Annotated in this window: 18 protein-coding genes and 1 pseudogene; 6 read left to right on the top strand and 13 right to left on the bottom strand. The window is 62.9% G+C overall.

What is annotated here, in order from left to right; translation table 11 throughout:
- Window positions 1–163: 163 nt before the first annotated feature.
- Together corA and M0D68_RS31255 are read right to left on the bottom strand one after the other, a co-directional pair.
- Window positions 164–1,141, bottom strand: coding sequence for a magnesium/cobalt transporter CorA (corA, locus tag M0D68_RS31260; protein ID WP_093644961.1), 978 nt, complete (start codon window positions 1,139–1,141; stop codon window positions 164–166).
- Window positions 1,142–1,388: 247 nt separating this feature from the next.
- The gene (locus tag M0D68_RS31255) at window positions 1,389–1,829 is read right to left on the bottom strand and encodes a hypothetical protein (protein ID WP_093644963.1); all 441 of its coding nucleotides are present in this window, start codon (window positions 1,827–1,829) and stop codon (window positions 1,389–1,391) included.
- Between the two features lie 263 nt (window positions 1,830–2,092).
- Between M0D68_RS31255 and cydX the strand changes: the two genes are divergently transcribed.
- A complete protein-coding gene (gene cydX / locus M0D68_RS31245; RefSeq protein WP_093645038.1) occupies window positions 2,093–2,242 on the top strand; it encodes a cytochrome bd-I oxidase subunit CydX in 150 nt (49 codons plus the stop codon).
- Complete coding sequence (locus M0D68_RS31240) at window positions 2,239–2,859, top strand: ATP-binding protein (protein WP_200652129.1); 621 nt, start codon at window positions 2,239–2,241, stop codon at window positions 2,857–2,859. The genes cydX and M0D68_RS31240 overlap by 4 nt, the downstream gene beginning before the upstream one ends.
- Window positions 2,860–3,051: 192 nt before the next feature.
- Here the strand turns inward: M0D68_RS31240 and M0D68_RS31235 are convergent, their stop codons facing one another.
- The 3 genes from M0D68_RS31235 to M0D68_RS31225 all read right to left on the bottom strand — a co-directional run bounded on the left by M0D68_RS31235 (window position 3,052) and on the right by M0D68_RS31225 (window position 5,869).
- A complete protein-coding gene (locus tag M0D68_RS31235; protein WP_093644967.1) occupies window positions 3,052–4,149 on the bottom strand; it encodes a saccharopine dehydrogenase family protein in 1,098 nt (365 codons plus the stop codon).
- Between the two features lie 225 nt (window positions 4,150–4,374).
- A complete protein-coding gene (locus tag M0D68_RS31230; protein ID WP_054039581.1) occupies window positions 4,375–4,833 on the bottom strand; it encodes an Lrp/AsnC family transcriptional regulator in 459 nt (152 codons plus the stop codon).
- Between the two features lie 151 nt (window positions 4,834–4,984).
- Complete coding sequence (locus tag M0D68_RS31225; protein ID WP_200621325.1) at window positions 4,985–5,869, bottom strand: LysR substrate-binding domain-containing protein; 885 nt, start codon at window positions 5,867–5,869, stop codon at window positions 4,985–4,987.
- A 187-nt stretch (window positions 5,870–6,056) separates the two neighbouring features.
- Here M0D68_RS31225 and M0D68_RS31220 point away from each other — a divergent pair.
- A pseudogene (locus M0D68_RS31220) lies at window positions 6,057–6,573 on the top strand (Spy/CpxP family protein refolding chaperone).
- Window positions 6,574–6,751: 178 nt separating this feature from the next.
- On the top strand, window positions 6,752–7,189 hold the full coding sequence (locus M0D68_RS31215) for a PGDYG domain-containing protein (protein WP_200621327.1): 438 nt from the start codon (window positions 6,752–6,754) through the stop codon (window positions 7,187–7,189).
- 110 nt (window positions 7,190–7,299) lie between these two features.
- Here M0D68_RS31215 and M0D68_RS31210 read toward each other — a convergent pair whose 3' ends face one another.
- The 8 genes from M0D68_RS31210 to M0D68_RS31175 all read right to left on the bottom strand — a co-directional run bounded on the left by M0D68_RS31210 (window position 7,300) and on the right by M0D68_RS31175 (window position 15,278).
- Window positions 7,300–7,668, bottom strand: coding sequence for a DUF3022 domain-containing protein (locus tag M0D68_RS31210; protein ID WP_093644975.1), 369 nt, complete (start codon window positions 7,666–7,668; stop codon window positions 7,300–7,302).
- Window positions 7,669–7,768: 100 nt separating this feature from the next.
- The gene (locus M0D68_RS31205) at window positions 7,769–8,572 is read right to left on the bottom strand and encodes a YhfC family intramembrane metalloprotease (RefSeq protein ID WP_200621328.1); all 804 of its coding nucleotides are present in this window, start codon (window positions 8,570–8,572) and stop codon (window positions 7,769–7,771) included.
- A 71-nt stretch (window positions 8,573–8,643) separates the two neighbouring features.
- Window positions 8,644–9,753 carry a LacI family DNA-binding transcriptional regulator gene (locus tag M0D68_RS31200; RefSeq protein WP_200652131.1) on the bottom strand — a complete coding sequence of 370 codons (1,110 nt, stop codon included), beginning with the start codon at window positions 9,751–9,753 and terminating at the stop codon, window positions 8,644–8,646.
- Entirely contained in the window at window positions 9,750–10,715 is a 966-nt protein-coding gene (locus tag M0D68_RS31195) for a D-glycerate dehydrogenase (RefSeq protein ID WP_211701316.1), read from the bottom strand. Before M0D68_RS31195 ends, M0D68_RS31200 begins: the two co-directional genes overlap by 4 nt.
- A 4-nt stretch (window positions 10,716–10,719) precedes the next feature.
- Window positions 10,720–12,015 carry an MFS transporter gene (locus M0D68_RS31190; RefSeq protein WP_211708405.1) on the bottom strand — a complete coding sequence of 432 codons (1,296 nt, stop codon included), beginning with the start codon at window positions 12,013–12,015 and terminating at the stop codon, window positions 10,720–10,722.
- A gap of 231 nt (window positions 12,016–12,246) precedes the next feature.
- Window positions 12,247–13,230: a sugar kinase gene (locus M0D68_RS31185; protein WP_266226295.1), complete on the bottom strand. Its 984-nt coding sequence runs from the start codon at window positions 13,228–13,230 to the stop codon at window positions 12,247–12,249.
- 144 nt (window positions 13,231–13,374) lie between these two features.
- Window positions 13,375–14,148 (bottom strand): sugar phosphate isomerase/epimerase, encoded by a 774-nt coding sequence (locus tag M0D68_RS31180; RefSeq protein ID WP_266226293.1) that lies wholly within the window; start codon window positions 14,146–14,148, stop codon window positions 13,375–13,377.
- 149 nt (window positions 14,149–14,297) lie between these two features.
- The gene (locus tag M0D68_RS31175; RefSeq protein WP_266226291.1) at window positions 14,298–15,278 is read right to left on the bottom strand and encodes a LysR family transcriptional regulator; all 981 of its coding nucleotides are present in this window, start codon (window positions 15,276–15,278) and stop codon (window positions 14,298–14,300) included.
- A gap of 120 nt (window positions 15,279–15,398) precedes the next feature.
- Between M0D68_RS31175 and M0D68_RS31170 the strand changes: the two genes are divergently transcribed.
- Both M0D68_RS31170 and M0D68_RS31165 read left to right on the top strand, forming a co-directional pair.
- On the top strand, window positions 15,399–16,490 hold the full coding sequence (locus tag M0D68_RS31170; protein ID WP_093644989.1) for a YeiH family protein: 1,092 nt from the start codon (window positions 15,399–15,401) through the stop codon (window positions 16,488–16,490).
- A 145-nt stretch (window positions 16,491–16,635) separates the two neighbouring features.
- The gene (locus M0D68_RS31165; protein WP_266226290.1) at window positions 16,636–17,373 is read left to right on the top strand and encodes a glutathione S-transferase; all 738 of its coding nucleotides are present in this window, start codon (window positions 16,636–16,638) and stop codon (window positions 17,371–17,373) included.
- Window positions 17,374–17,440 lie beyond the last annotated feature (67 nt).

Here is a 17,440-nt window from a genome sequence, read left to right as displayed (position 1 = left end):
GGCGCACCGGCAGGCTGTGTTCTGGCAACGGTTCCTCGCTCAGTCTGTGCGTGGCGGATTTACTGCCAGCTGCAAGCTTAGCGGCCGGCGGGCCGCCTATGCTGGACTTTTATTGCGCACGGTGCAAGCGGAGAACCACGCGGGGCGATGGGCTGGCGGCGCGTCAGAGCCAGCCGGACTTGCGAAAGCGCCAGTACAAGATCAGATCCACGATCACCATCACGGCAAGGCAGATTGGATAGCCGAACTTGTAATGCAACTCCGGGATGGTCTCGAAGTTCATCCCGTAGATACCGGCGATCATGGTCGGCACGGCGAACAATGCGGCAAACGAGCCGAGCCGCTTGGTCACCTCGTTTTCGACCAGCGAGATCATCCCCAGATTGACCTGCACCGCGGTCACAACCAGTTCGCGCCGGCCATCGATGATCCTGACGATCCGATCGAGATGGTCGTAGACGTCACGGAAATAGGCTTGCATGCCGCCGCAGACGCTCGGAATCCGGCCGCCCGTCAATTTGCCGACCGCCTCCTGAAGCGGCGCGATGTGATGCTGCAGGATCACGAGCCGGCGTTTCAGCGAATACAGATCCTCAATGATTGCCCGTGATGCCACCGAATTGTTGCGCTCGAAAATGCGGTCCTCGAGTGCTTCGATCTCGTTGTTCATCGTCTCGAGGATCGGAAAATAACGATCGACGATGTCGTCCATTAGCGCATACAGCACGAATGCCGAGCCCTCCTTGAGCAATTCCGGCTCGCGCTCGCAACGGGCGCGAACATTCTGGAACCCGGTGCGCGTACCGCGGCGCACCGACAGCACATAGTTGTGCCCCACGAATACATCGACCTCGCCGATCAGCAGTTCACCCGCTTCGTCCATTTCCACCGTATGTATGACGGCGAATAGCGACTCGCCGTACTCCTCGATTTTCGGACGCTGATGGCCGTTTTGCGCATCTTCGATCGCAAGTTCGTGCAGACCGAACTCGTGCTGCATCACAGCCAGTTCTTCCGGCTCCGGGTCTTTCAGCGCAACCCAGACGAAGCACTCGGGCCGCGCCACATAGTCGCTGATGCTATCGATATCGATATCGGCCAGCTTCCGGCCGTCCTGATAGGCGGCGCAATTGATTAGCATGTTGGATTACCTTGAAAACGGAACAGACCGGCCGGCTTCGCACTATGCGTAAGCCCGGTGGCGAATCTGAGTGAACGAATACACGACAGCCGACATGTTAAGGGCTCTGCGTGACTGTCATGTATCCAATTGTTAAATGATCAGACTGGAAACGTCGTTAACGCTTACGTAGGGCCGCGGGTGCGGTTCGACACCGTTCAACACGCTCTCGCGCCGCAATCCCGCGCTTGTCAGACCCTCCCCTGCGTTATTGCGCAACCCGGCGCAAAGCGATGCCGTGATCGCCGTCGAAGGTGACCGAGGCGCGGTTTGTATAGCGTGTATCCGCCGTGACCGTAAAGCGCATTTCCACGACCGGATCGAATTGCGTGGAGACGCCGATGCGATGCACCCCCGGGCTCAGATAGAAAACCACATGTTCGCCGTTCATCAGATCGGTGACCTGCTCGCCGTCGATATACACCAGCGCATCGCGAAACCGGACGATAACGTCGCGGGAACGTTCGCGCCGCACGTCCACGGCGACCAGCCCGGTTCCGGGCTCCGTATAACCGGGCTGGACGATGCGCGCCTGCGGCACCTCCTTGAACGGGACGGGCTCGGCAGGTGTCGAGGCGCAACCGGCGAGCGACGCGATAGCCAGCGCAAGCAGCGCGGCTTTGCAGTGGAAGTGCGGACGCATCGGCATGCTGGGTCTCCCGTGTTGTTGGTGGTGTTGCTCTTGTTATAGGCGCATTGCGCGATCCTGGCCGAACGGCCCACTGTCTTTGCGCCCTCTTGCGCGCAGCTGCGTTCTTCTTCATGATCGCTGCAAAGTGCAGCGCTGTGGGTGCCGCGCGCTGCGGATTTACCCTCGGATTCGCCGCATGCTACCTTTATCTGCCCGCATGTTTGCTTCTCTGTACCGGCTATGCGTAGTGCCTCACCGGACACACGATCAAGGAGACCGCGATGTGGTATTTCACCTGGATTCTCGGCATCGGCGTGGCCTTGGGCTTCGGCATCATCAATGTGATGTGGCTGGAGGCCAGCGGCAAATTCGCGCGTGACCCGCAGCACGCCGGCACCCCGGCCGCGGCACCCGAGGACACGTCTTCGTGACCCACCTGGTTTTCTTCTGCGGTCACGCCGGCACCGGCAAAACCACCCTGGCGAAGAAGCTGATCGGCCCGCTGATGCAGGCAAGCGCGACACCCTTCTGCCTGCTCGACAAAGATACGCTGTTCGGCGGATACAGCGCGGCCGCCATGGCCATGCTGACCGGCGATCCGAACGACCGCGACAGCCCGCTTTTTCTGCAACACCTGCGCGATCCCGAGTATCGCGGCCTGCTCGATACCGCCCGCGACAATCTTGAGCTCGGCATCAGCGCGCTGGTGGTCGGGCCGCTCTCGCGCGAAGTGCGCGAGCGGCGCCTCTTCGATCGCGCCTGGCTTGGTATCGGCGCGGACGTGACACTGCGGGTCGTCTGGGTCTATGTGTCCGAAGAAATGGCGCACCAGCGCATCCTCGCGCGCGGCAATCCGAACGATGCCTACAAACTCGCGCATTGGGACGAGTATCGGCAGCGCCGCTTCGTGCCGAGCGGCGATCTTTGCGAAGACCTGTTGATGTTCGACAACACCGCCCCAACCCGCGCGGATTACGAAGCGTTGCTCGCACGCCTCGTGGGCGAGCCGCCTGCGCCGCCGGCGATGCTGCCGCCGCTGCCGGTGTAGCAGCCCATGTCACAGCCAGTGCAACTGCCTGCATAGCATCGGCGTTTCAAACGAAAAACGCCCCGCATAACGGGGCGTTTTTCAAGCGGCCTTCTACGAGACCTGCTTCGTTGCTCGCGGCAATCACTACCGCGTCGTCGCACGGCCCTCGGTATTGAGCCTCTTTTGCTACCTCAACGCGACAATCGCGGCTTACACCGTTGCCATCGCATCCAGCGACTGCCCTTCGTACAACTGGCCAAAGCGGTTCGCGAGGAAGTCGCGCAGCGACACCTGTTCCTGACGCACGAAACCGCTTTGCGGCAGCTTCTGCTCACGGAACAGATCGAGCACCGCGCACATCGCGCCGGCCGTGGTGATCTGAATGGCGCTCATCGGCACGCCGCACACGGTCTTCGCGAAGATCTTGCGGGTGAAGACTTCCTGCACCAGTTGACCGTCACGCATACCGCTCACAGTGATGAACACCAGCACGACGTCTTGCGCGGTCGCGGGCACCGAGCGGCGCATGATGGTCTTGAGCGTATCGCGGTCGCTCGAAAGACGCAGGTCTTCCAGCAGGAACTGCATCAGGTTGCGGTGGCCCGGATAACGCACCGACTTGTAGTCCAGCGATTCGACGCGGCCCGCCAGCGTTTCGCATAGCGTACCCAGCCCGCCGGACGTATTGAAGGCTTCGTATTCGGTACCGTCGAGCGAGAAGTGCTCGAGGCCTTCCAGCGGCTGCACCCACTGCGTCCGGCTGTCGCGGATCGCTTCGCACGGCTGGCAGTACTCGTTGATCAGACCGTCGACGCTCCACGTCAGGTTGTACTTCAGCGCGTTGGTCGGGAACTCCGGGAGCGCGCCGACGCGCATTTTCACGTCGCGGATTTCGGTGAAACGGTTCGCCAGTTCATGCGCGGCGATGCCGATGAAACCCGGTGCGAGACCGCATTGCGGCATGAAGGCGTGATCGGCGTCGTCGGCGATTGCACGAATCGCGCTGGTGGCGCGCACGTCTTCGGTCAGATCGAAGTAATGGACGCCCGCGCCCTTGGCGGCCGACGCCACGTTTACCGCCAGGTAATACGGCAGTGCGTTGATGAGCGCATCGAAGCCCTGAATGGCGGCGCGCAGTGCGGCGGCATCGGCGGAATCGACGCGGCGGGTCGGGATACCCTGGGCGGCGAGCTTATCGAGCGCATGCTGATCGCGGTCGAATGCGACGACGTCGTAGTCGCCAGTTTCGCGCAACATATGGGCGATAGTGTGACCGATCAAACCTGCGCCAACGATGGCTACTTTCATGTCGCTTCTCCTTGTTCTGTGTATGCTGTCTCCAGCTTGGGAAGTGCGCTGCGCTAAGGCGCTGCGCCCGGCGGGCTGAACCCTTGAGACACAGTTTAGGGAGAAGCAAAAACAGTTCATACGCGCAAAGTGCTGCGCTATGACCATGAACTTCGACGTTATGACGACATGATCGGTCGATATGTCGAAAACATGTCAAAACGGCGTAAAAATCTGGCCGTAGGATCACACCATGCCGCGGTCGATCTTGCGTGCAAGAATGATCGACGTGGTGGTTCGCTCCACCCCTTCCAGGCCGCCGATCTCGTCGAGCAGATCGTTGAGGCGGTCAGGCGAATCGGCGCGCAGCCATGCGACATAGTCGAACTCGCCGCTCACCGCGCATAGCAGTTGTACCTCGGGCATCTTGCCGAGACGTTTCTGCACGGCCGGCCCGTACTTCGGCGCGATGATGATGCCGACGTACGCCTGGATGCTCGAGTCGAGTACGTCCTGGCCGAGCCGCACGCTATAGCCACCAATCACGTTGCTGCGCTCGAGCCTGGCGATCCGGGCGATCACAGTGGTACGCGCCACATCCAGTTGACGCGCGAGGTTGGCGACGCTCTCACGGGCGTTGGCTTGCAGCAGCGCAACGAGGTTGCGGTCGAGATCGTCGAGTTGGTCGAGGCGCGGAGGTCTCATCGGGGGCGAAGGAAGTTGGTCGGTTGTGAAGGATTATCGCGCGTCCTGGGCATCGGGCGGCAGGCAGAGGAACCCCGAGCCATGCGTGACGCAATGATGAACGGCTAACAACGAGCGCGAAACGGGAAACGAAGCCTGGCAAGCGGCACGATCACGCCCCGAACCGCTCGATCACGAAATCGATGAAGCTGGTGAGCTTGGGCGTGGCGCGGCGGTCGCGTGAGTAAAGCAGATGGACGGGCGCGCCCTCCGGCAGATAGTCCTCCAGCACCGACACCAGTTCGCCACTGGCGATCTCCCTCGCAAGCAGCGCCTCCGGCTGCAACACCAGCCCGAAGCCACGCAATGCCGCAACCTTCAGCGCCTGGCCGTTGTTCGCCCGGAACCGTCCGGCGCGCAGCTGGTTTTCGTCCGCGTCCTCGCCGCCTAGCCGCCACAAGCCCTCACGGCCCCAATGCAGAAAGCCGAGGCATTCGTGCTGCACGAGATCGGCCGGCGTACGCGGTGTGCCGGCCCGCGCCAGATAGGCCGGCGACGCGCACGCGCGCATCCGGTAAGGCTTCAACGGCCGCGCGACGAAACTGGAATCCGGCAAGCGGCCGATGCGCACCGACGCATCGAAGCCCTCTTCCACTAGGTCAATCACACGATTCGACAGATCCAGTTCGAGGCTCACGTCCGGCCACGCACTCAGGTAATCGGTCATCGCCGGGGCAAAGACCTCGACGCCGTAGGTCAGCGGCACCGTCACTTTCAGCACCCCGCGCGGCGCGGCCGCCATGGCCTCGGCGAGCGACTCCGCCGCCTTGACGTCGGCCAGAATGCGCCGGCACTGCTCGTAGTATTGACGGCCGATTTCGGTCAGGCTCTGACGGCGCGTGGTACGCGTCAGAAGCCGCGTCGCGAGCCGCGTTTCAAGCGAGCGGATGTGCTTGCCCACCATCGCCGACGAAATGTCAAAACGCTCGGCGGCCGCCGTGAGACTGCCCGCCTCGACCACCGCAACGAAGATTTCCATGCTGACGAATTTGTCCACCCGCTATTTCCTGTTCGTTTCGGTTGTAAGCGTTTGTCGCACTGCAGCCGCATTGTAGGGATATCGTGATACTAATAGCGGCGACGGCGAAGTGGGCAGCCGGTCGCCTTGCGTCGCTATGCGAACGCGCGTTGGGCCGCTCGCCATGCTCGCCTTGTCATAATTCGAACAGACATCAGGAGTTTCGATGAAAAAAGCACTCGTAATGCTGGCCACCGCAGTCGCCATGAGCGGCGCATTCGCACAAACTTCCGCACCGGCCTCGGCACCGACGGGCACCCCGGCTTCGGCGCCGGCCGCCAAAGCAGGCCACGAGCGCAATGTCGAAGACCGTATCGCCTACCTGCACACGCAGTTGAAGATCACGTCGGCGCAGGAATCGCAATGGAACGCGTTCGCCGATGTCATGCGCGGCAATGGCGAGACGATGGGGCAGTTGTTCCAGCAGCGCAAGGCCAACACGAATCTGTCGGCGATCGACGACATGAAGCAATACGCCACGATCGCGCAAGCGCATGCGGACGGCATGAAGAAACTGGTCGATGCGTTCGATCCGCTGTACAGCAGCTTCTCGCCTGAGCAGAAGAAACTTGCCGACGTGACGTTCCATCAGGGCGGTCCTGAAGGCGGCCATCGTCACCAAGGCAAGGGCGGCGCCAAGAAGGCACCGGCCGCTGCGGAATGATGCGACTCTGAAGCCGTAAGAAATTAGTTACGTTACACGGTTGATGGCGCGCGGCGCGGGTTTCCGCGCTGCGCGCAGTTCTATTGCCCTTGGCAAAAGAACCCGATCTTCAAATGCATCTGGCATGATTGCGAGTATGCAGCGTCGGGACGCAAGGTCCTGGCCAGGCTGTTCATCTCTCCACATCCACTCGCTTCATGACCGAACTCAAAAATCTCGATCTGAGTCAAGATGACGACGCCCAGCGCGTCGTCAAAAACGAAACCGTGCGCGTTGAATTTGCTGCTGCCGAAGGCGAACTGATGAGCCTGGAAGGCCCGAACCGCTATGCCCGCGGTGACGCGCTGATCACCGGGTCGACCGGCGACCGCTGGGTCGTCTCGCGTGAACGTTTCGATGCCAAATACCTGCCGGAAGACGCCGCGCTCGCTCACGGCGAAGCGGGCGCATACCGTAACCGTCCCGCTGTCGTGCTGGCCAAGCAGATGAATGAAGCGTTTTCACTGGCCCGCTCGGCGAGTGGCGGCGACGTGCTGCACGGCGCGGCCGGCGACTGGATCATGCAGTACGCCCCCGGCGACTACGGCGTGGTGCAGGCCGCCCGCTTCGCGAAGGTTTATCGGCTCGCGGACTGAGTCACAGCCTATGAGTCACAGCCTATGATTCACTGCCGCTGAATCGTGGCCGGCTGGGCGCGAAAAGGCCGCCTTCTACCCAATGGCCCGGCCGTCTCGAGCCAATCGCTTCAGGCAAACTCGTCGCCGAGATCCACCGTCACATCGCGCGGCACCGCGTCGCCGTTCGCGTACTGTTCTTCAAGCGAGCCAATACTCGCTTCGACATATGCCCGTAACACGGCGAAACTCCGGCCTCGCAGCCGCGCCGGCAATGCGCGATAACGCGCCAACGCCGTCGGCGCGATCAGCACGGTCATCACAATCCGGCGCGCGGTCGAACCGAAACGCATGGCAACCCAGTGAATCGCCAGCGTCGGCGTGCCGTCTTCGCCCGCACGCTGGATGAACTGCGTCTGCTCGGGAAACAGATCGCTGATAACGCGCGCCAATTCCTCGAACTCGGGATTCGCGCAGTCGTATTGGTAAGCTTCTTCCATGAAGTGTGCCGAAAGGATGAGCCTGAACTGCGTACCGCAAGGGTACGCCGAAAGTTAGAGAATCACGGATGGCCGGTGTAACAGGCGGTTCACAAACGACTCACGCGGCAAGCGTCGGGCGACGGAACGCTCTGAACAACAAGCCCGCGACGATCACCGCCCCCACCGCATACACGCCGTCCACGGCAGCGAGCGGCACGAGCTGCGCCTGGAACAACGCAGCCGGCACGTCGACCAGCGCGTGCAACACAATCGCGAGCGGCAGGATGCCGCGCCAGCCAGCCCGCAACCCACGCCACATCAGCACCGACAAGCCGATCTGGAACACCAGCGCGGCCACACGTTCGAGCGCGAAAATGCCGGCCGTCTGCGGCGTCAGGCTGGCGAGAATCAGGTGGATGCGCATCACCGAGTCGGTCGGCAGATTGCTCAGATAGCCGTCCAGCTCGCCGCGGTTTTCGAAGATGGCGAACAGGATCCATTGAATCTGCACCAGCACGCCAACCAGCCACGCTTCAGCGCCGCCGTGGCCGAGGCCATAGGTCAGCGCCGTGCCGTCGCCCGTGCCCGCAGCGGACTTCGCTGCCGCGCGCTTGAGCAGCAGCCGCATCCCGATGAACCGCCCCACTTCCTCGCAGATACCCGCCGCCAGCGCGCCATACACCACGAAGGCCACCGGATTGGACAGGAAGGTGGCGGTCGCTTCGTTCCGATGCAGCACGTAGTCGTTCAGCGCGCGCTCGATCACCATCGCGAACAGCGCGAACACGGCGATGCCGGTGATCGCGTCGCGGGGGTTCAGCGCGAGCGGCCGACGCAAACGGCGGTAGATCAGGAACGGTAAAGCGGCGATGAACAGCGTCGCGACGGCGAGGCTCGAGAGGGTAAGCGGTGCAACAACCATGGGTTTCCTTGCGATAACCGGCGCGCACCCGCTGCGCGCCGCAGCCCGAATGATCGCAGATCAGCGCGAAGTCAGCGCAAAGTTGAGGCGCGGACGATCAATTCGCCTGGCAGGAGGCAGTCGCGCACGGTGGCCTGAACCCCTTCGATGCGCTCGTGGAGGAACTCGACCGCGCGATAGCCGATCTCGTAGGTCGGCTGGCGGATCGCTGTGATGCCCGTCAATTCGGCCCATTCGGGATCGTCGATCGACAGCAGCGCGACGCGCGCCTGCCAATCCGCGCCGTAGCGCGCTTTCAAATGGAGAGCGAGGCACAGCGCGACGGGCGCGTTGGCCGCGAACAAGGCGATGCGGCTGGCTTTGCCACCGGTGCGAACTGTGACGCTGCTTGTCGCGTTACCTGTCACGCTGGCCACGGCATCGCCAGGGCCGCCATCCGCGTCAATTGCGCGGTCCAGTTCGGCAAGAGCGCGCTCGACGGCTGCCGGCTCCGCAAGATTCAGCACCAGCGTATGCCCACGCGCGCCGCCCACGCCGCTTATCACCTCGCGAAACGCCGCCTCGCGCAGTTGCCGTGAACTGACTTGCTCGAAAGGCTGGACGACAAACCAGATATCGTCGAACCCATTGTCGAGCAGATGCCGCGTGCCGAGCTCGGCCGCCGCCCGGTTGTCCAGCCCAACCATGTCGGCGACGAGCCCATCCACCGAACGGTCGACCAGCACCGCCGGAATCCCGCCGCCGCCCACCGGCCGCAGGGTTTCCTCGCGCACGCCGAGTGCGTTGACGATCACGCCTTCCACGCGATACGTGGTCAGCAGTTGCAGATAGCGCCGCTCCATTTCGACTTCGTTGGCCGCGTGGCAGATCAGCGGCATCAGCCCAAGCGCATGGCAAGCGGCTTCCACCCCTTGAAGCACTTCGACGGAATACGGGTTGGTCAGGTCGGCGAGCAGCATGCCGATCAGGCGATTGCGGCCACGCTTGAGGCCGCGCGCCATCTGGTTCGGCTGATAGTTGAGACGCTCGATAGCCGCCTCGATACGTGCGCGCAATTCCGGCGACAGCACGCTCATCTCGCCATTCAGATAGCGCGAGATGCTGGTCTTGCCCGTGCCGGCTTCGCGCGCGACGTCCGTAATCGTCGCGCGGCGCGGGGCGGCAAGCGGCGTCGTGCTCATTTCTTCAGCACTTCACGGTTGACGATATTAGTCGCGAGCGTACCGTCAAGCGCGGCAACGAGGTTTTCCGCTGCGTTAAGCGCCATCGCATGGCGGGTCTCGTGCGTCGCCGAGCCGATGTGCGGCAACGCGACCACGTTGGCCATTTTCAGCAGCGGCGAATCAGCCGGCAGCGGCTCGGTCTCGAACACGTCCAGACCCGCACCGTGAATCGTGGCGTTTTGCAGAGCTTCGATCAGCGCCTGTTCATCGACCGTGGCGCCGCGCGATGCGTTGATCAGAATCGCGCTCTTCTTCATCGACTTGAATTCGGCCGCGCCGATCATGTGCTTCGTCTCGGGCGTGAGCGGCACTTGCAGGCAGACGAAGTCAGCGGTGGCGAGCAACTCCGCCAACTCGACGCGGCGCGCGCCGTATGCCTGTTCCGCCTGCGCGTTCGCACTGCGATTCGTGTACAGCACCTTCATGTTGAAACCGAGCGCCGCGCGCCGCGCAACCGCGCCGCCGATCCGGCCCAGCCCAACGATGCCAAGCGTCTTGCCCTGCACGTCGACACCGAAATGCGCGGGTCCGATGCTTTGCTTCCACTCGCCCGCCTTCACCCAATCCGCGAGTTCGACCACGCGCCGCGCCGACGCGAGGATCAGCGAGAACACCGTATCCGCCGTGGACTCGGTCAACACGTCCGGCGTGTGCGCGAGCACGATGCCGCGGCGCGTGAGGTCGGCAACATCGAACTGGTCGAAGCCCACCGAGATGGTCGACAGCGCCTTCAGCCGGCTTGCGCCTTCGAGCATCGCCGGCGTGATTTTCACGCTCGAACCAATGCCACCGTCCGCGTCCTTCAAGGCGGCGACGAACGTATCGTGCTGCGCAGGGTCGACCTGCACGACTTCCGCATGCTCTTGCAGATACGCGAGCACATCCTCAGGCAGCGACTTCCAGGCGACGATCTTCTTCATCAGCTTATTTTCCTTGCAACGGTGTAGCGAGCGTGGCGCCCTTGGTTTGCGGCTGTACTTGCGCCTGCGGTTTGACGATCAACGTCAGAATCACCGCGGCGATCAGGGCTACGCTCATAAACGCATAGGATGCCGCGGGTGAACCAGTCGCGCCATTCAGATAGCCGACCACGTACGAGCCGACGAACGAACCGAGCGCGCCCATGCTATTGATCAGCGCCATCGCGCCGCCCGCGACGTTCTTCGGCAGCAGTTCCGGCACGATCGCAAAGAACGGCCCGTACGGCGCATACATTGCGCCACCGGCAATCACCAGCAACGCGTATGAGATCCAGAAGTGCGTGGAGCCGAGCGCGTACGACGCGGCGAACGCGATCGCGCCGACCAGCAGGAACGGCCACACGAACACTTTACGGCGGTTGAGTTTATCCGATGCCCACGAAGCCGCAAGCATGGCGATCGTTGCAGCCAGATACGGCAGCGCCGAAAGCCAGCCGGTTTCGACCATGCCGAGCGTCGAACCGTTCTTCAGAATCGACGGCAGCCACAACACAAAACCATACACGCCAATGCTCCAGCAGAAATATTGCGCGCACAGCTTGATCACGGCGGGCGTGCGGAACGCTTCGCTGTAATTGCGCATCGGTTTGATAGCGGCCTGTTCGGCGCGCAAGGTTTCGGCGAGATCGTCCTTCTGCTGCTGCGTGAGCCACGATACCTGCTGCGGCTTGTCCTGCACGATGAACCACCAGCACACCGCCCAGAGAATCGCCGGCGCGCCTTCGGCGATGAACATGTGACGCCAGCCGAACGAATGCACCAGATAGCCGGAGACCACCGACATCCACAGCACCGTAACGGGATTGCCGAGAATCAGGAAGGTGTTGGCGCGGGAGCGCTCGCTCTTCGTGAACCAGTTGCTGATGAAAATCAGCATCGCCGGCATCACCGCGGCCTCGACCACGCCGAGCACGAAGCGGATCACCATCAGCGAGGGGATATTGCTGACCATGCCGGTCAGCGCCGCGCACCCGCCCCACAGGACCAGGCTCCAGAATACGAGCTTTTTCACGCTACGGCGTTCCGCGTAAATCGCGCCGGGAATCTGGAAGAAGAAATAACCGAGGAAGAACAACGCGCCGATCAGCGACGACAAGCCCTTACTGATGCCGAGATCCTGATTGATGCCGGCGGCCGACGCGAAACCGAAGTTCGCGCGGTCGAGGTAAGCGAGGCTGTACGTGATGAATACGATCGGCATGATCGTCCACCAACGGCGAATCGCAAGCGATGAAGTCATGGAAGTCTCCTTTGTCGACCAGAGTTAGCGTTTTAGCTGTCGACCAGAGTTAGCGCTTTAGCGCTTACTCTGGTCCCATGCAAAGCACTTACTCCGGTCCCATGCAAGAAAGTTGCTAACGGCTTCCCGAAGCAATGATGGACGGTCACGGGGCGCTGTTCGGGCGCTCTTGCTGTTATCGAGCCAGCTAGTGCTGAACGATTGAACGCTCGTTATGCGAGGCCCAGACGCTCAAGCCGCGGTTGCGATGTGCGGCACGTCGGCGCGTTCGAGCGCGTCGAGTTCGGCGCGGCTCGGCAGGCCTTCCGAATCGCCGATCACCTGAATCGCCAGGGCGCCGATACGGTTGCCGCGTGCGACCGCTTGCGGCAGTGTCTTACCTTCGAGCAATGCACTGACCACGCCGACGGCGAAACCATCGCCCGCGCCCACCGTATCCACTACGTTCACAACCGGCTGACCGGCGATCACGGCGGCATCGTCGGCGGTGCGGAAGTACGCGCCTTCTGCGCCGAGCTTGATAATCACGCCACGCGCGCCTCGGTCCAGATAAAACCTGGCGATGTCGTCCGGCTTCGTGTAACCCGTCAGAATCTCGCCTTCGCCGATACCGGGCAGCACCCAGTCAGCCAGTGCGGCGAGCGCATTCAAACCTTCGACCATCGCGGCGCGCGAGGGCCACAGCGTCGGGCGCAGATTCGGGTCGAACGAGATCGTCTTGCCTGCGGCACGCATTTCACGCGCCAGATGGAATGCGAGTTCGCACGAGCTGGCTGAGATGGCCGGCGCCACGCCCGTCAGATGCAAGTGACGCGCGGGCAGCACGTAATCGGCCACGTAGTCAGCCAAGGACAGATGGCTTGCCGCGGACCCTTTGCGGAAGTATTCGATGGCCGGATCGCTGCCGTCGTCGTTCTTCGACTTCAGCTGGAAACCGGTCGGGTAGCGCTCGTCGGTGGTCACGCAGCGCTGGTCGATGCCTTCTTTCGTCAGCGTGTCGCGCACGTATTGGCCGAACGAATCGTTGCCGACGCGGCTCATCCAACCCACCTTGAACCCCAATCGCGACAGGCCGATCGCCACATTCAGATCGGCGCCCGCGACGCGCTTGGTGAATTGCCCGACACCGGCGAGTGCTCCGGTTTCGGCGGCCACGAACATGGCCATCGCTTCGCCGTAGGTGATGACATCGAGTGCTGCGTTTGTGTTGCTCATGCTTCGCTCCTGCGTGTTCCTGTTTGCTACCTGTCTTTTGCTTGCGCTTCTCTGCATGCTTCCGCCCTTACCGCGTGCACTTCGCCACACGCGCTTCTTGCCGGGCATTTTTTGGGTACCGCTCTCTCAGGTCCTACGCGCCGCTTACGCGGCGGCCAGCCATGCGACGTAGTGCGCCGCGTCCGCATCGATACGGTTCGCATCGAACGGAAATTCAATGCCGCGCGGCACGTGGCGCGGCAGCTTATCGAGCACCGCGGCGAACTGCGTGTCACCGGCGGCCGGCGCGACGGGAAAGCGTCGTGCGCCCTCGCCCACCGTCGTCTTGCAATGGATGTATTCGACGTGCGCAGCCAGCGGCCCGGCGGCATCGAGCGGCGCGACATCGCGCCAGGCCCAGTTGCCGATGTCGAAGGTCATGCCGAGCAGGCCGGCGTGGCCTTCACGCTCCAACGCTTCGAACAAGTCCGTGAATTGCCCAAGCGAACCGCCTTCCGCCAGTTGACCGTTTTCGACGACGAGCCGCACGTCCGCGCAGCGCATGTAATCGGCAATCACTGCGGCGTTAGCCTCGGCGCCAAACCCGCCAAGTTGCAGCTTCACGAAGCGCGCGCCCAGCGCGATCGCTTCTTCAATCGAGACGCGCAGTGCGTCGGCGTCGAGCCCGCCATCCGGCGTGTACAGCGACGCGGGCGTCGAGTAGACCGACCACAACCCGAGGGCCGCAATTTCCTTGCCGAGCGCGCGTAAAGCCTGCGGCGCGGCGTCTGCTTCGTCGGCGAAGAGTTCGCGACGCACTTCGAAGCCGGTGGCGCCGGCCCGTTTGCTCGCGCCGGCCCACTTCAGATGACCGTGCGTGCGAACCGCGTCCATCCCGAATGCGCTTGCGACGATCACCACGTCCACTACGTCAGTCATGTCGAAATTACTCAAATCTGTCTCACGATCGGCATTTGGAACCGGTTCCAAACACGTTTCGAAAAAAAGCGCCGAGGCGCTTGCGATGCCCGAATAGTGCGCCGGGCGAGGTGTCATGCACCATAGTGGAAATCCCCAGGAAACCTCCATCAGGGTCCATCAGCAAGGCACAGCGCGAGGAACTGCTCGACCACCCGCGACGGCGCACTCGCATGTGGCACCAGAATCGACAGCCGCCGCGTCAGCGGCTCCGGGCTCAACGAGAACAGACACAGCGCGCCGTCCTCGTGTCGCATCGACATCGCCGAAACGAAACCGATACCCATGCCTGCCCGCACCGCCTCCTTGACGCCTTCGACCCCGGCAATCTCCAGCGCCACCCGCATCGGCACGCCCGCCCGGGCAAAGGCCCGCTCGACGATCTGCCGCACGCCCGACCCGGCCTCGCGCACCACTAGCGGATGCGTGCCAAAGGCCGCCAGATCCACCCGTCCGCCGTTGACAGCCGCTCCGCTTTCCACCGCTCCCGACGCTCCGCCCCCATCCACTCCACCTGCCGCGCCAGCGGTACCCGTACCCGTGCCACCCGTCTGCGCCACCGCCAGTGGATGCGTGCGCGGCATGATCGCGACGATCTCATCCTCGCGCCACGCGTGCACCGCGGTGTCCGGCGGTAGATCCGAGCCCACAGGACCTTCGATCATCGCGATATCCACTGAGCCCAGCGCGCCGACGATCTCCGTGGTGTTGCCGTCGGCGGTATGCAGCGTCACGTCGGGATAGTGGCGATGAAAATCGGCGATCAGGTACGGCAGCAGATAGCTCGCCGGCGTGGTGCTTGCGCCGATGCGCAAGGTGCCCTGCTCGAGGCCGCGCAGCGCGTCGCGATACGCATGCGCCTGCCGCCACGTATCGCGCAGCCGCGTCGCATAGCTGGCGAGTTGCTCGCCGGCGGGCGTCAGGCGCACGCCACGCCCGTCGCGCAGATAAAGCGGCTCGCCGAATTCGTCCTGCAACTGGCGCAATTGTCCCGATACGGCCGGCTGCGACAGATGCAACGCCACAGCCGCCCGGCTGATATTGCGATGCTCGGCGACAGCGGCAAACGTTATAAGTTGGTCCGGGGTCATGGCGGGCTAAATATCCGTTGAACTGATACTTCACATTCTAAATCACGATTTTTCATATCGATATATCTAATTTAGGATTGGGCCTATCGAATCACGACAGTCATAGGAAGGCGCTACGCCATGTCCACCGCTCACCTCACCGCTTCCGCCGCCCCCGCCGGGTCATCGACCCGCGGCCAACTCAACGGCATTCTGTTCGTTGCGCTCTTCGCCGCGGCCGTGACCCGCATCGCGTCGATCCCGGCCATCGCCGGCCTGGGTCTGAGCCCGCTGATCGTCGGCATCGTAGCCGGCGCCATTTACGGCAACGCGCTGCGCGACGGCATGCCCGAAAGCTGGGCGGCCGGCGTCAACTTCTCGGCGCGCAAACTCTTGCGCATCGCCGTGGCGTTTTTCGGGCTGCGGGTCAGCCTGCAGGAAATCGCCCAGGTCGGCTTGCCCGGTCTCGCTGAATCGGTGCTGATCGTCGTGAGCACGCTGGTAATCGGCACGTGGGCCGGCATGAAGATCATGAAGCTCGACCGCGACACCGCGCTGCTGACGGCGGCGGGCAGCGCGATCTGCGGCGCGGCGGCTGTGCTCGCGTTCGAGTCGACGTTGCAATCCAAGCCGCATAAGAGCGCGATGGCGGTAGGCAGCGTGGTGCTGTTCGGCACCCTCTCGATGTTCCTTTACCCCGTGCTGTTCAAGGCAGGTTGGCTTCATCTCGACACGGTTGGCGCCGGCCTGTTCTTCGGCGGCACCATTCACGAAGTGGCGCAGGTGGTCGGCGCGGCCAGCAACGTGAGCCCGGAAGCGACCCACATCGCCACCATCGTCAAGATGACCCGTGTGATGCTGCTGGTGCCGGTGCTGCTGGTCGTCGGCATGTGGGTGAACCGCTCGGCGCGCAACGCAGCCGCCTCCGCAACGGCCGAAGACGGCAAGCAACACGCCCCGCGCAAGCTGGCGATTCCCTGGTTCGCGCTCGGTTTCCTCGCCTTCGTCGTGATCAACTCGCTGCACGTCCTGCCGGAAAGCACGACCAGCACGCTGAACATGCTCGACACCTTCGCGCTCACCATGGCCATGACCGCGCTCGGTATCGAAACCCGTATCGCGCAAATCCGTCAGGCCGGCCCACGCGCATTGACCACCGGCTTCATCCTGTATGTGTGGTTGATTGCCGGCGGACTGGGTATCACATGGACCGTCCAGCACCTGTTCGGCTAAGACGCTCCCGCCTCCCCGTCAACCCCGCCGCGTGCGGGGTTTTGTGCGTTCAGGAGAACCATCTGTCACTCATGCGCGGCATACTGGTTGCTAACGTTATCCGTTCGCGCACACCTGTTCATGCAACTGGAATGAGGACTGATCGATGAGCCTGGAACTTTACTATTGGGATGGCCTGCAAGGCCGCGGCGAATTCGTGCGGCTGGCCCTGGAAGAAGCTGGCGCAGACTACGTGGAAGTGGCGCGCGGCGAATCGTCCGATGGCCTCGGCACGAACGCGATGATGGCGATCATGAAAAGCAAGGACGAGCCCTATCCACCGTTCGCCCCGCCGTTTCTCAAGGACGGCGATCTGGTGATCGCGCAGACCGCCAACATCCTGTTCTACCTTGGCCCGAAGCTCAATCTCGCGCCGTCGGCCGAAAGCCTGCGCTATGTCGCCAACGGACTGCAACTGACGATCGCCGACATGGTGACCGAAGCGCACGACACGCATCATCCGCTCGCCAGCGCCTTGTATTATGAAGACCAGAAAGACGCCGCCAAAGTGCGCGCGCACGACTTCATCGACCACCGGATTCCGAAGTTCATGAAGTACTTCGAGCGCGTGCTGAAACAGAACCCGGCCGGCGACTCGTTCTTGGTGGGCGACGCGCTCACTTACGTCGACCTGTCGATGTTCCAGCTGATCGACGGCCTGCTATACGCGTTTCCGCGTGCGCTCAAGCGTTTCGGCGAACACTATCCGCGTCTCGCGGCCTTGCACGACGCAGTGATCGAGCGGCCGAACATCGCCGCTTATCTGCAGTCCGACCGGCGCATCGCGCATAACGAAGCCTGCATCTTCCGGCACTACCCGGAACTCGACAAGGCGGCGACTTGATCCACGCTGCACTCCTCCGCGAACCCTCTGCATTGCGCCCGCTTCCGCCAGCGGGCGCAATGCTGTT

The organism is Paraburkholderia sp. SEWSISQ10-3 4, assembly GCF_030464785.1.
Classification (GTDB): Bacteria; Pseudomonadota; Gammaproteobacteria; order Burkholderiales; family Burkholderiaceae; genus Paraburkholderia; species Paraburkholderia aspalathi.
This window is presented reverse-complemented; position numbering and strand designations above follow the sequence as displayed.

What these genes read in the sequence shown, in the direction of transcription:
- M0D68_RS31175 (WP_266226291.1), bottom strand. Translation starts at nt 15,278, where the DNA reads ATGACCCCGGACCAACTTATAACGTTTGCCGCTGTCGCCGAGCATCGC.
- corA (WP_093644961.1), bottom strand. Translation starts at nt 1,141, where the DNA reads ATGCTAATCAATTGCGCCGCCTATCAGGACGGCCGGAAGCTGGCCGAT.
- M0D68_RS31210 (WP_093644975.1), bottom strand. Translation starts at nt 7,668, where the DNA reads ATGGAAGAAGCTTACCAATACGACTGCGCGAATCCCGAGTTCGAGGAA.
- M0D68_RS31190 (WP_211708405.1), bottom strand. Translation starts at nt 12,015, where the DNA reads ATGACTTCATCGCTTGCGATTCGCCGTTGGTGGACGATCATGCCGATC.
- cydX (WP_093645038.1), top strand. Translation starts at nt 2,093, where the DNA reads ATGTGGTATTTCACCTGGATTCTCGGCATCGGCGTGGCCTTGGGCTTC.
- M0D68_RS31180 (WP_266226293.1), bottom strand. Translation starts at nt 14,148, where the DNA reads ATGACTGACGTAGTGGACGTGGTGATCGTCGCAAGCGCATTCGGGATG.
- M0D68_RS31170 (WP_093644989.1), top strand. Translation starts at nt 15,399, where the DNA reads ATGTCCACCGCTCACCTCACCGCTTCCGCCGCCCCCGCCGGGTCATCG.
- M0D68_RS31255 (WP_093644963.1), bottom strand. Translation starts at nt 1,829, where the DNA reads ATGCCGATGCGTCCGCACTTCCACTGCAAAGCCGCGCTGCTTGCGCTG.
- M0D68_RS31230 (WP_054039581.1), bottom strand. Translation starts at nt 4,833, where the DNA reads ATGAGACCTCCGCGCCTCGACCAACTCGACGATCTCGACCGCAACCTC.
- M0D68_RS31165 (WP_266226290.1), top strand. Translation starts at nt 16,636, where the DNA reads ATGAGCCTGGAACTTTACTATTGGGATGGCCTGCAAGGCCGCGGCGAA.
- M0D68_RS31200 (WP_200652131.1), bottom strand. Translation starts at nt 9,753, where the DNA reads ATGAGCACGACGCCGCTTGCCGCCCCGCGCCGCGCGACGATTACGGAC.
- M0D68_RS31205 (WP_200621328.1), bottom strand. Translation starts at nt 8,572, where the DNA reads ATGGTTGTTGCACCGCTTACCCTCTCGAGCCTCGCCGTCGCGACGCTG.
- M0D68_RS31195 (WP_211701316.1), bottom strand. Translation starts at nt 10,715, where the DNA reads ATGAAGAAGATCGTCGCCTGGAAGTCGCTGCCTGAGGATGTGCTCGCG.
- M0D68_RS31185 (WP_266226295.1), bottom strand. Translation starts at nt 13,230, where the DNA reads ATGAGCAACACAAACGCAGCACTCGATGTCATCACCTACGGCGAAGCG.
- M0D68_RS31235 (WP_093644967.1), bottom strand. Translation starts at nt 4,149, where the DNA reads ATGAAAGTAGCCATCGTTGGCGCAGGTTTGATCGGTCACACTATCGCC.
- M0D68_RS31215 (WP_200621327.1), top strand. Translation starts at nt 6,752, where the DNA reads ATGACCGAACTCAAAAATCTCGATCTGAGTCAAGATGACGACGCCCAG.